This is a genomic window from Natronosalvus vescus (assembly GCF_023973145.1).
GTDB classification, from domain to species: domain Archaea; phylum Halobacteriota; class Halobacteria; order Halobacteriales; family Natrialbaceae; genus Natronosalvus; species Natronosalvus vescus.
The window spans coordinates 727,577-741,150 of sequence record NZ_CP099546.1; the positions used below are offsets into that span (position 1 = coordinate 727,577).

10 protein-coding genes are annotated in these 13,574 nt (G+C 63.9%); 8 read left to right on the forward strand and 2 right to left on the reverse strand.

The features are described from left to right. Positions 1-2 precede the first annotated feature (2 nt). Both NGM68_RS03370 and NGM68_RS03375 read left to right on the forward strand, forming a co-directional pair. On the forward strand, positions 3-599 hold the full coding sequence (locus tag NGM68_RS03370) for an HD domain-containing protein (RefSeq protein ID WP_252700239.1): 597 nt from the start codon (positions 3-5) through the stop codon (positions 597-599). A gap of 283 nt (positions 600-882) precedes the next feature. After that, positions 883-2,304 (forward strand): MFS transporter, encoded by a 1,422-nt coding sequence (locus NGM68_RS03375; RefSeq protein ID WP_252701372.1) that lies wholly within the window; start codon positions 883-885, stop codon positions 2,302-2,304. Between the two features lie 38 nt (positions 2,305-2,342). Here NGM68_RS03375 and NGM68_RS03380 read toward each other — a convergent pair whose 3' ends face one another. Continuing rightward, positions 2,343-3,119 (reverse strand): proteasome assembly chaperone family protein, encoded by a 777-nt coding sequence (locus tag NGM68_RS03380; RefSeq protein ID WP_252700240.1) that lies wholly within the window; start codon positions 3,117-3,119, stop codon positions 2,343-2,345. Between the two features lie 134 nt (positions 3,120-3,253). Between NGM68_RS03380 and NGM68_RS03385 the strand changes: the two genes are divergently transcribed. Both NGM68_RS03385 and NGM68_RS03390 read left to right on the forward strand, forming a co-directional pair. Further along, the gene (locus NGM68_RS03385) at positions 3,254-3,466 is read left to right on the forward strand and encodes a hypothetical protein (RefSeq protein ID WP_252700241.1); all 213 of its coding nucleotides are present in this window, start codon (positions 3,254-3,256) and stop codon (positions 3,464-3,466) included. 124 nt (positions 3,467-3,590) lie between these two features. Then, positions 3,591-5,111, forward strand: coding sequence for a sulfatase family protein (locus NGM68_RS03390; protein ID WP_252700242.1), 1,521 nt, complete (start codon positions 3,591-3,593; stop codon positions 5,109-5,111). Between the two features lie 62 nt (positions 5,112-5,173). Here NGM68_RS03390 and NGM68_RS03395 read toward each other — a convergent pair whose 3' ends face one another. After that, positions 5,174-6,694: a sulfatase family protein gene (locus tag NGM68_RS03395; protein WP_252700243.1), complete on the reverse strand. Its 1,521-nt coding sequence runs from the start codon at positions 6,692-6,694 to the stop codon at positions 5,174-5,176. A gap of 120 nt (positions 6,695-6,814) precedes the next feature. Here NGM68_RS03395 and truA point away from each other — a divergent pair, with 120 nt between their 5' ends. The 4 genes from truA to NGM68_RS03415 all read left to right on the forward strand — a co-directional run bounded on the left by truA (position 6,815) and on the right by NGM68_RS03415 (position 13,567). Continuing rightward, positions 6,815-7,660, forward strand: a complete 846-nt coding sequence (gene truA / locus NGM68_RS03400; RefSeq protein ID WP_252700244.1) for a tRNA pseudouridine(38-40) synthase TruA — start codon at positions 6,815-6,817, stop codon at positions 7,658-7,660. Between the two features lie 500 nt (positions 7,661-8,160). Continuing rightward, the gene (locus tag NGM68_RS03405) at positions 8,161-9,405 is read left to right on the forward strand and encodes an MgtC/SapB family protein (protein ID WP_252700245.1); all 1,245 of its coding nucleotides are present in this window, start codon (positions 8,161-8,163) and stop codon (positions 9,403-9,405) included. Between the two features lie 243 nt (positions 9,406-9,648). Continuing rightward, positions 9,649-11,577 (forward strand): ABC transporter ATP-binding protein, encoded by a 1,929-nt coding sequence (locus tag NGM68_RS03410; protein WP_252700246.1) that lies wholly within the window; start codon positions 9,649-9,651, stop codon positions 11,575-11,577. A gap of 76 nt (positions 11,578-11,653) precedes the next feature. After that, positions 11,654-13,567: a S9 family peptidase gene (locus tag NGM68_RS03415; protein ID WP_252700247.1), complete on the forward strand. Its 1,914-nt coding sequence runs from the start codon at positions 11,654-11,656 to the stop codon at positions 13,565-13,567. The last annotated feature ends 7 nt before the right edge of the window (positions 13,568-13,574 follow it).

Consider the following 13,574-nt stretch of genomic DNA (forward strand, 5'->3'; position numbering starts at 1 on the left):
GAATGCCAGACGAAACCGACTACGAAACGCAGGTTCGAGACGCCTTCCCGGAACTCGAGGCCATCGCCGACGACGACCTCCGCGAGCAGGTCATCGAGGCGTGGGTGCTCGCGCTCGAGCGCGGCGGCTGGCGCGACGTCCACGACATTCCCTACGCCTGGAACATCCACGAGGTCGACAACGTCGAGCACGTCCGCGGGACGACGAAGGTCGCCCTCGAGTCCGCTGAGATCCAGCGCGAGTTCCACGGTGCCGACCCCGACGAGGACGTCCTGGTCGCAGCCTGTCTGCTCCACGACGTCGGCAAGTGCTACGAGTACGTCGACTTCGTCGACGAGGAACTGGTCGACCCCGACCCGACCTACTGTAGCGAGGAGATCCCCCACTCGATTTCGGGCTACGCGCTGGCCCACGAGGTGGGCTGTCCGCTGGCCGTCCAGCGGGCGATCCCGCACTTCCTTGGCGAGGTGCCGACGCGGACGCTCGAGGCCGAACTCGTCAAGAGCGCAAACTCGGCGAGTTCGAACGCGATCACCCAGGCGACGATGGGGATCACGTTGAAGGAGTGGGTGGCCGAGTACTCCCAGACGACGAAGTAACACCTCGAAGTGGCTCAACGGCTTTCAGCACGTTGAGGGCGGGTAGTTGACTAGTCGATCACGTTTCAGTTGACCAGCGGATCACGTTTTCGTCGGCCCTCGAGACGGTTCCTCGATACCCAACTACCGTCGCAGTTCGTGACGGTTCCTCGATTCCACACCACCCTGTCGTAGACGCTAGAGACGGTTCGTAACGACTCGAGGAACGACCACCCGCCAGACTGTGACTGCTGGAACCGGTGAGTACTCCTGTCTGGCCGGTCGTAGCACCCAGCAGTACCGAATGACGCGAAGCAGGTCGTGGTCGTGGTCGTCGCTCCGGGAGCTCGGCCGTTACGATGCGCTCCTCCTGACGGCACTGATCTGGTTTCTCGCCAAGTTCCTCCGATACGCGTTCCCGCCCCTGTTCGGCCCCTTCCAGGAGACCTACGGCGTCTCGAACACCGTCCTCGGGGCCGCGTTCACCGGCTTCATGCTGGTCTACGCCGCGATGCAGTTCCCCTCCGGCGTGCTTGCAGACCGCCTCGGGTCGGTGACGGTGATCACCGCGGGGGTCGTCCTCGCCTCGCTCGCGGCGCTCGTGCTGGTGGTCGACTCGCCGTTCGTCGTGCTCGTCCTCGCCATGCTCGTGATGGGGGCGGGGACGGGTGCCCACAAGACCGTGGCCGTCCGGTTGCTGGCTCGAGCCTACCCCGCACGAACCGGGCGAGCCCTCGGGTTCCTCGACACTTTCGGCGCGTTCGGCGGCGTCGTCGCCCCGGCCGCGGTCGTCTTCGTCGCGGGGTTGACCCTGTTCGTCGGGACGGGATGGCGACTGCTCTTTTTCGGTGCCGGCGTAGTCGGCCTCGTGCTGGGTCTCGCTTTCCTCACTCGCGTCCCCAGGCGGTTGCCAGGGGAGGCCGTCGGGGCCCCCGTCAGTCGATCCGCATCCGTCGAGTCGGATTCGCCGCGTGACAACGGTGGCAACGGTGACAACGGTAACGCCGATGTAGACGGCGACTCGAGCCCCAGCGAAGCGGATATTACTTCCGATTCGAACTCGAGCACCGCTGATCCCGGCTCGAACAGCACCGAAACCAGCCCGAGCCCCGGCCTCCGCCAGTACGCCGTGCTCTTTCGCGACTACCGGTTCACGGTCTTCGTCCTCGCGACGATCTGTTTCTCGTTCACCTACAACGGCCTGGTCGCGTTCGCCCCGCTGTATTTGACCGACGAGGCGGGACTCGAGGCGACGACGGCGAACTTCCTATACAGCGCTCTGTTCGTCGTCAGCCTCGTTCAGCTCCTCACGGGCGAAGTCAGTGACCGCGTCGGGACGCTGCCGGTGATCGTCGCCGCGCTGGGGCTGGCGTCGGTGGCCATGATCGCCTTCGTCGCCCTGACGGGGCTCGGCTCGGCGCTCGTACTCGGCGCTGCACTCGTCGCCGTCGGACTCGGCTCCCACGGGTTCCGGCCGGTGCGGGGTGCCTACCTGATGGCCGCCGTTCCGGACTCGATCGCCGGCGGGAGTCTCGGCGTCGTTCGAACGCTGCTGATGGGTGCCGGCGCGATTGCCCCTGCCATCGTTGGCTTCCTCTCCGAGACGGCCGGCTTCCGACCGGCGTTCTGGCTCCTCGCAGCGACCATCTGTGTCGCGACCGTGCTCTGTGCGTACCTGCTCGCGACCGACGCGACGACGTTTCGGGGCTCGAGGGCGATGACGTAGGTATAGTCCTGCTGATATGTGGCTTCCGGTGGCGCCGACTACATATACATCCGGTCGTTCGGAAAGTCCCGGCTGTGGAGGGATTGTTCCTCCTGCTGGAGCTCCTGTAACCGGTCGGCGAGCGTCTGATAGTATTGTTGCATCTCCTCGGACTGCCGCCGAAGTTCGCGTTCATCGACGCCGACGCCGTACAGTTCGCTCACCGCCTCGAGCAGTCTGAGCGTGGCGTCGAAATCGGCGCCCGGGGGGTGTGTTGGGGTGGTGAGTACGCCGACGGCGGGGGGATCGTCCTCGAGACTGCGCACGAGTAGTTCGGCGTTGACACCGTCGAGGACGCCGCCGGGAAGGGGATCGACGGTGGACGCGTGTTCCCCCTCGAAGTGGGCGGATCGGAAGTCGGGCGAGCCACTGTAGTAGACGCGGTGTTCCTCTTCTCGGTGCGGATAGGGGGCGCCGTGGACGATACCGATCTCTTCGACACTGGCGCTCCGTGCCCACTCGAGAACGGCAGCGGCAAACGTTTCGGCGGCCCAGACCGGGATGAATCGTTCGCTGATCAACACCGACAGGTCTGTGTCCACGATTCGCTCGAGTCGAATCGGATGGCGGGGCACGCCGTCGGCGATCGGAACGACGTCCGGAAGGCCGCGACTCTCTACTCGCCCGAGCGGTGTCGTCTCTCGATGCTCGAGCAGGTAATCGACCGTCGTGAGTCCTGCCGCTCCGATGTCGACCGTTCCGAGAAGGAGCGTTCGACCCGGTGTGGCGTCGACTCGAGTCTGCACCGTGAACGAGGGAGTTCCTTCCAGCGCCATACGCGTGCTTCGACACAGAGAGATATAGTGGGGGAGGGTGTCTCGACGACCAGTGGGGTGAATAGCCGAAGTGAGTGGGCAGCCGAAAGACGAAGACGACAAAGTTCATGGCGGTTCGCCCCAAGGTGCCGTCGATGCCACGCTGTCCGTCCTGTGATCGGCTCGTCATCCGAAACGAACTGTTCGAGTCCGCGTACGAGTGTCCCTTCAGCGACTGCGGGGCCCCGCTTCTCGGCCGAACGTCGTATCCGGTGTTCGGCCCTAACGACCACGACCACGACCACAGCCACGGACACGACGAGCACGGAGACGTGTCCTCGAGCGAGCACGAGGAACTCACGCACTGACCGCGACCCGGTTCGTCGTGTTGCCGTCGCCCGTCTCTCGTTCGCCGTCCTCGTTCACCGCCCCCGTTCGACGACACCCCACGTGACGACCAGACCTTTTTGCCTGCTCGGTGTACGACCCTCGATGTCGAGCACACCGCCGAACGTCCTGTTCGTTCTGACCGACCAGGAACGCTACGACTGTACGGCTCCGAACGGACCACCTGTCGAGACGCCGGCGTTCGACCGTTTTTCGAGTGCGGGACTGCGCTTCTCACAGGCGTTCACCCCGATCAGCATCTGCACGAGCGCCCGTGCCTCGTTGCTCACCGGATTGTTCCCCCACGCTCACGGGATGTTGAACAACTCCCACGAGGCGGACGCCATTCAGCCGAACCTCCCACTGGATCTACCAACGTTTTCCGAACAGCTACGCAAAGCGGGGTACGACCTGACCTACACCGGCAAGTGGCACGTCGGCCGCGACCAGACGCCTGCCGATTTCGGCTTCGAGTACCTCGGCGGAAGCGACGTCCACCACGACGACATCGACTCCGACTTTCGGGACTACCGTCAGTCCCGGGGCACGCCCATCGATGAGACTGAACTCGAGGACGAGATATACACTCACGGCGATCCGGATACCGGGACGCTCGTCGCGGCGACGACGCCAATCGAGGTCGAGGACACCCGGGCGTACTTTCTCGCTGAACGAACGATCGAGGCACTCGAGGCTCACGCGAACGGCCGTGGGGGCACCTCGAACGGTCGCGGGGATGGCTCGAACGACCGCGACGGCACCTCGAACGCAGCCCATTCGACCCCCTTCTTCCACCGGGCGGACTTCTACGGCCCCCACCATCCCTACGTCGTCCCCGAACCCTACGCCTCGATGTACGACCCTGACGACCTCGAGCCGTGGGCCAGCTACGCCGAAACCTACGCGGGAAAACCCGCCGTCCACGAGCAGTTCCTGCACTACCGGGGCGTCGACGGGTTCGACTGGGAGATGTGGGCCGAGGCCGTCGCCAAGTACTTCGGCTTCGTATCCCTCATCGACGACCAGTTTGGACGCATCCTCGAGACGCTCGAGCGCCTCGGTTTGGCGGAGTCGACGGTCGTCGTCCACGCGTCCGATCACGGCGACTTCACGGGCGCCCATCGCCAGTTCAACAAGGGGCCGCTGATGTACGACGACACCTATCACATCCCGTTGCAGGTACGTTGGCCCGGGGTCACCGAGGCGGGATCGACCTGTGAGGCACCCGCCCACCTCCACGACCTGGCGGCGACGTTTCTCGAGATCGCCGGAGAAGCCGTCCCGGAGTCGTTTCACGCCCGTAGCCTCGTCCCGCTCCTCGAGGGAAACGTCCCCGCCTCCTGGCCTGACTCGATTTTCGCGCAGTACCACGGCGAGGAGTTCGGCCTCTACTCCCAGCGGATGGTTCGCACTCGCTCACACAAGTTCGTCTACAACGGCCCGGATCGAAACGAGCTGTACGACCTCGAGGCCGATCCGGCAGAACTGCAGAACCTGATTGACCACCCCGACTACGCTGACGTGCGGGCGGCGATGGCCGACCGCCTTCGCGACTGGATGATCGAAACCGAGGATCCAAACCGGAAATGGGTACCAGAGACGCTCTCGTCAGCTATCCACGAGTGAACTCGTGCTCGTGGGCTTTCGTCTTGTCCCTGTGTGACCCCCGCGAGCACCCCGACCCCCTGTCAGAGGTACCCGAGATCTGCCAGCCGCTCTTTCGTTCCCTCCCGCATCTCGGGCGGGGACTTGGCCGTCGCTGGGCTGTTGACGCCCTCCAGTCCATCGAAGTGGGACTCGAGTTGGCGTCGAAGTCGGTCGGCTTTCTCCGGTCGCTTTGTGGCGATATTCGTCGCTTCGGTCGGATCGCGCTCGAGGTCGTGTAACCGTTCGAAACCACCGTCGCCGCGGACGTACTTGTAGCGGTCGGTGCGAATCGACTGCAGCCGCCGATCGTAGGTGTACACGTGCTCCGGCAGCGTTCCGAACCGATCCTCGAGGCGTTCGATCGACGGCTGTGGCGAGACGTACTCGGCGTAGACGGCCTCGCGTTCTCGTTTTCGTTCTCGCTGGCTCCGATCGGCCGTCACCAGTGACCGGCCGTCACTCTGGGACTCGAATGCTGGATCGTCGATCCCGACGGCCTCGAGCAGCGTGTTCGGAAGGTCGAGCAACTGCACCAGATCCGTGCGCGTTCCCCCGCCGGTGAACGGCCCGCCGTGGATCAGGAGGGGGACGTGCAACACGGTATCGTAGAGGTTGTACTGGTGACCGAAAAACCCGTGATCGCCGATGTTTTCGCCGTGATCCCCGCAGACGACCAGCAACGTGTCCTCCCAGAGACCGGCGTTTTCGAGCCCGGAACTGAGGCGGGCGAGCTGGCTGTCGACGTAGGCGAGTTCGGCGCGGTAGAGCCCGTGAAGGGCCGCAAACTCTGACTCCGTCAACTCGTAGTCTTCGCAGTCGAACGCGCGCGGATCCTGTCTGATCGCCATCGCCTCCTCGACGTCCCAGTCGTCGGGGAGAAAGTGCTCGGCGAACTCGCTGGGCGGGTCGTACGCAATGTGGGGTTCGATGTAGTTACAGAACAGAAAAAACGGACGGTCGTCCGACCGCTTGTGGAGCCAGTCGACCATCCAGTCCGTCGAACGGTCGGCCCCATCGTCTCCGGTCGGCTGGAGCACCTCGCTGTAGAGGACGTTCGCCAGGTTGATCAGCGGATTGCCGTCGAACAGTCGACCCCGCGTGGCCTCGAGTTTTTCCCGGAGATCCTCACCCCGGACGACGGTTCCCATGTCGACGTCCGACTGAATGTACTGCCAGCCCCGTCGGAGGTCGTCGAAGCCCCGGTCGAAGCCGAACTCGTCGGTGATCCAGGTGTTGTTCGTGACACCGACCGTTTCGTACCCGGCGTCCAGAAACGCTTCCGGCAACGTCCGCAGGCTCGAGTCGAGGTAGGTGTGGCCGCCGTGGGTACCGTGTTCGGCGGTGTACGTGCCCGTGAACATGGCCGCGTGTGATGGCACCGTCCAGGGGGCGGTCGCGAACGCGCGTTCGAACGTCGTGCCCGCCTCGCCGAGCCGAGCGAGCGTCGGCATCGTCTCCCGTGAGACGCTCGCCTTTCGGGCCGTATCGAGGACGACGAACACGACGTTCGGGGCCGTTTGATGGGTCTGTACATCACGTCCGTTGGACTCGCCCGCAGACATACCATCCCTTCCACCACATGCGGGGAAGGCCATCGGGCCGGCGTATGCAGGGCCTACATTCGTCGAGGTACGGCCTCGAGACCGACGAATTCAACACTGAACGGCGTCACCTCCCACGTAATGCGGGCCTATCGCCTCGCCTACGACGGGACGGACTACTTCGGCTTTCAGCGTCAGCCCAACGTTCCGACCGTCGAGGACAAGGTGTTCGACGCTCTGCGAAATCTCGATGTGCTGGCCACTGACGCCAGGAAACCGGCGGGGTACGCCGCCGCAGGCCGAACTGACGCCGGTGTCTCCGCGCTCGCCCAGACGATCGCGTTCGAGGCGCCCGACTGGCTCTCCCCCCGTGCGTTCAACTCGGCACTCTCGGCCGATATACGGGCATGGGCCAGCGCTGAGGCCCCGGCGGACTTTCACGCGACCCACCACGCAACACGCCGGACGTACTCCTACCACCTCTACGCGCCTCGAGACCGGGATTCGCCACCGTCGGCGGTCGCGGGCGCACGACCCGTTGACGACGACCGTGTCCACGCCGCCCTCGAGGCGCTCTCGGGCACTCACGACGTCGCGAACCTGACGCCTGACGACGAGGGAACCCGGCGCACGCTCACGCTCGAGGCCGAACGCGACGGTTCGTTTCTCGAGATCACGGTCAGTGCACCCGGATTCGCCCGCGAACTCGTTCGACGACTGGTCGCACTGGTTCACGCGGTCGCCACCGGGGCGGAACCCCTCGCGAAGATCGATCGAGTGCTCGACCCGGAGCCACTTCCCGGCCACGAGGGGATTGCGCCCGCCCCGCCGGAGCCGCTGGTGCTCACCGATGTAACGTACCCAGTACTCACATTCGAGCGGGACACGGAAGCCGCTCGACGGACGCACGAGATTTTCGAGCGACTACGTCTCGAGCGAACGACGGGGGCTCGAGTTGCAAAGCAACTGTGTCAGGGGCTCGAGTGAACTGGCCGTGCTGGTCAACGGGCCCGCTTTGAGACTCACAAATCTGGGATTCGTTCGAGACTAGAGCATTTGAAACACCATCGATTGGATGGTGTTCGGTAGATTCGACGACCGCCCAAACGGATCGAGTGGTTTCCGATTCGTGATACGTAGTTTCGGTGCGAGATCAATAGGAATCGACGATTTCCCTCGCAATCGGCTTCATTGTCGACAAATCCCTTGCTGTAATGGCTATGTGCGATATTTAGGGCTATATATCACTATGTTACAGTATGTGTGGCTATTTTTTCAGTATCGTACGTGTCTCTGATATTCAAATTAATTAATGACGTCTCTGCAACTGTGGTGGATGCATGGATCAACCAACCACGTACCGTATCCGCCGTGAAGAAGGATTTATCGGGCAGGTACATCCCCTCCACGAGTCACCACCTGGAACTGCCATTCAGTTCACCGAAGACGTGCCGTCGTCTTTCCATGGACGGTCGTAACGCCAGCCCATGCTCTCTGAACCCTGGATCTCCTGGCTTCCGCCGAACGTCCTGAAACTCCTCGTGGCCGTTGCCCTGGGCATGTTTCTCGGTCTCGAGCGCGAGTGGTCCGAGAAGGACGCCGGTATTCGAACGTTCGCGCTGATCACGCTCGCCGGAGCGGTGTTCACGATACTCGAGACGCCTGCACTGTTGATCATCGCCGGAGTCCTCGTCCTCGCCCAGGGAATATTACTCGGGATTCGCGGCGTCTATCGGGACGAATCCGGTCTCTCGTTGACGACATCGATCAGCATGATCGTCGCCTTTGGCGTCGGCATCCTCGTCGCCTCCGGCCACTTCATCGAGGGTGTCATCGTCGCCCTGTTGTCGTCGATGCTGTTGGTACTGCGCCGGGAACTCCACGGATTCGCTCAGGATCTCTCGAAGGAGGAGGTTCGAAGCGCCAGCGAACTCGCCATTCTGGCGTTCGTGGTGTACCCGCTACTCCCCGACGAACAGCTCGGGCCCTGGAACGCGATCAATCCGCGGGTCGTCTGGCTGCTCGTCATCGCGATGAGCGCCATCGGCTTCGTCAACTACATCATCATCCAGAAGTACGGGACTCGAGGCATCGGCGTCAGCGGGTTCGTCGGCGGCCTCGTCAACTCGACGGCCGTCGTCGGCGAAATCGCGACCCGGTCGCGCCGAAACGAAACGTTCGCCGGGCTCGCCGTCAGCGGCATCCTGCTCGCCGACGCTGCGATGGCATTTCGCAACACCCTCATCATCCTCTTTTTCCTCCCGGAACTGGCCCTCGTCATCGGGGCACCGTTGCTCGCGATCACGATCGCTGGAATCGCCCTCTCGATCGTCCAGGGTAACTGGGACGTGGAGTTCACGGCCGAACTCGACTCCCCATTCAGCCTCCAGAGCGCCCTCAAATTCGGCACGCTCTTTCTGTTCGTCCTCGTGCTCTCTGCGGCCGCCCAGGCGACGTTTGGCTCCACCGGCTTCTTCGTCACTGCCTTCTTTAGCGGGCTGATCTCGAGTGGCTCCGTCGCGACGACGGCAGTCGTTCTCGTCGGCTCCGGGCAGCTGTCGGTCACCGACGCCGCGCTGGGCGTCGTCGTCGCCACCTCCGCGAGTATTCTCGTCAAAATCGGGTTTGCGGCGACCGTCGACCGATCGCTGATCAAGCCGGTGGGGGCCGCGAGCCTGGTACTTATCGCCACCGGGACGGTTGCGACCATCGTGCCGTTTTTGGTGGCGTGAGCGCTCGAGGCTAGATCGTGCTGCGTTCTGGAACCCGGAATGTCCGACGGTTACTCGAGTCCCGCCCCCTTCGGGGACTGGCCCGATCGTTCGTCCAATTCGTCGAGACCGTTGGTGACCGGAACCCTCACCGATACGCGAGCGACCAGGAACGGTGAGGGTTCACTCGAGTGAGAGGGGGCGAAGGTTTCCGAAAGTCTGACCTTTTTCCGTGGCAGTCGTGAACGCCGAATCCGTTGTGCCATGGACGGATCCGATCCACACGGCAGCTTCGAGGACATCCGCGACGAGGTCGACGGCGATCCGATGTGGAAGCTGGTCGACTACGTCACGCCCTACTGGCTCCCGCTGACCGTCGGCTTCCTCTCGACGATGATCAACCGTGCGGCACGGCTGTTTCCGGCTTTGATGATCGCGGCGGCGATCGACCTCGTGATCACCGCCTCGGGGAGCGGCGACAGCCTGCTGGCCGCCGCGGGGATCATCCCCGCCGAACCGGTACCGGAAGAACAGGTTGGCGATCGACTGAGCCTGCTCTACTACCTGGGCGGACTCACCATCGCCGCCTACGGGATCCAGTCGATCACACACTTCGGGGCGCGCTACTTCTTCCAGACGACCGCCCAGCGCATCCAGCACGACCTGCGACTGGACACCTACGACCACATGCAGCGGCTCTCGCTCGACTTCTTCAACAACCACCAGACCGGCGGGATGATGGCGATCCTGAACAGCGACGTCAACCGACTCGAGGAGTTCTTCAACAACGAACTCCGTCAGATCACCGAGGCGGTGTTGATCTTCGCGCTGGTCGGCGGCTACATGCTCTACACGGCCCCCTGGCTGGGCGTGCTGGTATTACTTCCGGTGCCGATCATCGCGCTCATCACGACCAAGTTCATCATCTGGATCGAGCCAAAGTACAAGCGGATCCGCGAACTCGTTGCACGGTTGAACACCCGACTCGCGAACAATCTGGGCGGGGCGGCCATCGTGAAGTCCTTCGACCGCTACGACGTGGAGAATCGGCGCGTCGAAGTTCAGAGCGAGGGCTACCGTGACGAACAGATCAGCGCCATCACAGTGCGAAAGGCGTTTTTCGCCTCGCTTCGCCTCATCGTCGGGGCGATGTTCGTCGCCATCCTCGTCCTCGGCGGTCGCTCGGCGATCACCGCGGGTGGGCTCACGGCCGGGACGTTCGTCGTTTTCTTCATGTACCTCCGGGAACTCGACGGGCCGATGACTCGCATCGGCAAGACTGCGAACAACTACCAGAAGGCAAAATCCAGCGCCGAGCGAGTCTTCGGCATTCTGGCGACCGACGCCGACATCCAGTCGCCGTCGAACGCACACAGCCCCGACACCCTCGAGGGCGACGTCGACTTCGACGGCGTCGATTTCAGCTACGCCGACGACGGCGAGCAAATCCTGGATGACGTGTCCCTCGAGGTCGAGGCGGGTGAAACGGTCGGCTTCGCGGGCACCAGTGGCTCCGGCAAGTCGACGCTGTTGAAACTCCCGACCCGGTTTTACGATGTCGACTCGGGAACGGTTCGGATCGACGAGAACGACGTCCGCGAGTACGACCTTCAGACACTCAGGGATCGGATCGGGGTCGTCGAACAGGATCCGTACATGTTCTCGGGTACGATTCGGGAGAACGTCGCCTACGGGGACGACGAGGCGTTCCAGACGGTTCTCGAGGCCGAAGACGAGGTTCCGGCGGGTGTCGACGAACGGATTCGAACGGCCGCGAAGGCAGCCGGTGCCCACCGGTTCATCGAGGAGCTCCCCGAGGGTTACGACACGATGGTCGGCGAACGTGGCGTCAAACTCTCGGGTGGGCAACGTCAGCGCGTCTCCATCGCCCGGACGATCCTCAACGATCCGGACGTGATCGTGCTGGACGAGGCGACGAGCGACGTCGACACCGAGACCGAGTCGCTCATCCAGCGGAACCTGGACGAACTCACCGCCGATCGGACGGCGTTCGTCATCGCCCACCGGCTGTCGACGATCCAGGACGCCGATCGCATCGTCGTCATGGAGGACGGGGAGATCATCGAGGTCGGCACCCACGAGGAACTGGTGGACGCGTCGGGAACGTACGCCTCCCTCTGGGAGTCTCAGACGAGCGAGGAGGAACACCAGGCGCTCGAGGCCGACGACTGACTTCGGCGGTCAGTTCGCCATCTTCCGATCTTCCGAGACCCACAGGTTCAAACGAGTGCAGGTTGGGAACCGTACCATGGTACGGGATGTTCGACCCTATCTGAGCGCTCGCGGGACGAGGGGGCCGTCGATCACGTCGGACGGTCGGTTAGCGTTCCGCACGGACACGACGGGGACGATGCAAATCTGGATCCTCGAGGAGCCACAGGGGTGGCCGACCCAGCGGACGTTCTACGACGAGCGCGTGTCGTTCGTCTCGTGGTCGCCCACGGGCGACGCGATCGCGTTCGGGAAGGACACCGGCGCAGACGAGCACGACCAGCTGTTCCGGCTCGATCCCGACGACGGGACGATCGAGCAGTTGACGGATCGACCGGATGCGATCCACTCGTGGGGCGGTTGGAGCCCCGAGGGCAATCGGATCGCCTTCACCGCCAACCGTCGCGACGCCGCGCACTTCGACGTGTACGTGATGGCAGTCGACGATCGGCCGACAACCGATGAGGCTCACAATCGAGCGATAACCGGTGTCGAGAACGATCCGACACTCGTGTACGAAGGCGAGGGACGGATCCACGTCGCAGACTGGAGCCCGGATGGCGACCGTCTGCTCGTCGGCAAAGCTCACGCGAGCTCCGACGACGACCTCTTCGTTGTCGACGTCGCGACCGGTGAGGGTCGACACGTCACGCCCCACGAGGGGCACGTGCGCTACGGCCATCCGACGTTCGGCCCCGACGGATCCGCGGTCTACTGCGTGAGCGACGCGAACGCCGACACGATGGAACTCGTTCGGATCGACGTCGAGTCACTCGACGTCGAGACGGTGTTCGACGGGGGCGAGTGGAGCGTCGACGAGTTCGCCTTCGACGCCGCCACCGGGCGACTCGCCTTCGCGCGAAACGTGGACGGCTACGCCGAGGTACAGGCGGGTCGGCTGGTGTCCCCTGCGGCGGTCGCCACCACCGAGGTTGAGATCCCTGAGGGCGTCGCGTCCGACCTGACGATCGGTTCCGGGGGTGATCGGTTGGCGATGACCGTTTCCGCGACCGATCTGAACTACTCCATTTACCTCGTCGACCTGGCTGATGCGCTGGTGGGGAACGCGACCGAACGGAATATCCTCGAGGGGAACGCGCCTGAGGGAAACACGCCAGAGGCTGAGCGCTGGACGGTTCCCTCCGCCGGCGGAATCCCGCTCGAGCGATACCACACGCCCGACCTGATCCGCTACGAGACGTTCGACGACCGGGAGATTCCGGCGTTCTTCACCCTCCCCGATGACGCCAAGGGCGAGTCAGGGGAGACGCCGGTGATCGTCGACATCCACGGCGGCCCCCACTCCCAGCGCCGCCCGTCCTGGCGGAATCGTCCCATCAGACAGTACTTCCTCGATTCCGGTTTCGCCCTCTTCGAACCGAACGTTCGGGGCTCCTCAGGCTACGGCCGCGAGTACGCCGCACTCGACGACGTGGAAAAGCGCATGGATTCGGTTCGCGACGTCGCGGCTGGCGTCGAGTGGCTCCGCGATCATCCGGCGATCGACGGCGACTCGATCGTCTGCTACGGGCGCTCCTACGGCGGGTTCATGGTGCTCGCGTGCATCACCGAGTACCCCGACCTGTGGGCGGCCGCCGTCGACTTCGTCGGCATCGCCGACTGGATCACGTTCCTCGAGAACACCGGCGACTACCGGCGCTCTCACCGCGAGGCCGAGTACGGCTCGCTCGAGGACGACCGGGCGTTCCTCGAGTCGATCAGTCCCATTCACAAGGTCGACCGCATCGAGTGCCCGCTGTTCGTCCAACACGGCGTGAACGACCCCCGTGTGCCGGTGGGCGAAGCACGACAGATCGCTGACGCCGTCGCAGAACAGGGTATCCCCGTCGAAACGTGTCTCTTCGAGGACGAGGGCCACCACACAACTAAACTCGAGAACCGGGTCGAGCAGTTCGAACGGATCGCCGCCTTCCTCGAGGAGCACGTGTAGCGAGATC

What these genes read in the sequence shown, in the direction of transcription:
- NGM68_RS03405 (WP_252700245.1), top strand. Translation starts at nt 8,161, where the DNA reads ATGCTCTCTGAACCCTGGATCTCCTGGCTTCCGCCGAACGTCCTGAAA.
- truA (WP_252700244.1), top strand. Translation starts at nt 6,815, where the DNA reads ATGCGGGCCTATCGCCTCGCCTACGACGGGACGGACTACTTCGGCTTT.
- NGM68_RS03380 (WP_252700240.1), bottom strand. Translation starts at nt 3,119, where the DNA reads ATGGCGCTGGAAGGAACTCCCTCGTTCACGGTGCAGACTCGAGTCGAC.
- NGM68_RS03385 (WP_252700241.1), top strand. Translation starts at nt 3,254, where the DNA reads ATGCCACGCTGTCCGTCCTGTGATCGGCTCGTCATCCGAAACGAACTG.
- NGM68_RS03395 (WP_252700243.1), bottom strand. Translation starts at nt 6,694, where the DNA reads ATGTCTGCGGGCGAGTCCAACGGACGTGATGTACAGACCCATCAAACG.
- NGM68_RS03390 (WP_252700242.1), top strand. Translation starts at nt 3,591, where the DNA reads ATGTCGAGCACACCGCCGAACGTCCTGTTCGTTCTGACCGACCAGGAA.
- NGM68_RS03375 (WP_252701372.1), top strand. Translation starts at nt 883, where the DNA reads ATGACGCGAAGCAGGTCGTGGTCGTGGTCGTCGCTCCGGGAGCTCGGC.
- NGM68_RS03410 (WP_252700246.1), top strand. Translation starts at nt 9,649, where the DNA reads ATGGACGGATCCGATCCACACGGCAGCTTCGAGGACATCCGCGACGAG.
- NGM68_RS03415 (WP_252700247.1), top strand. Translation starts at nt 11,654, where the DNA reads ATGGTACGGGATGTTCGACCCTATCTGAGCGCTCGCGGGACGAGGGGG.
- NGM68_RS03370 (WP_252700239.1), top strand. Translation starts at nt 3, where the DNA reads ATGCCAGACGAAACCGACTACGAAACGCAGGTTCGAGACGCCTTCCCG.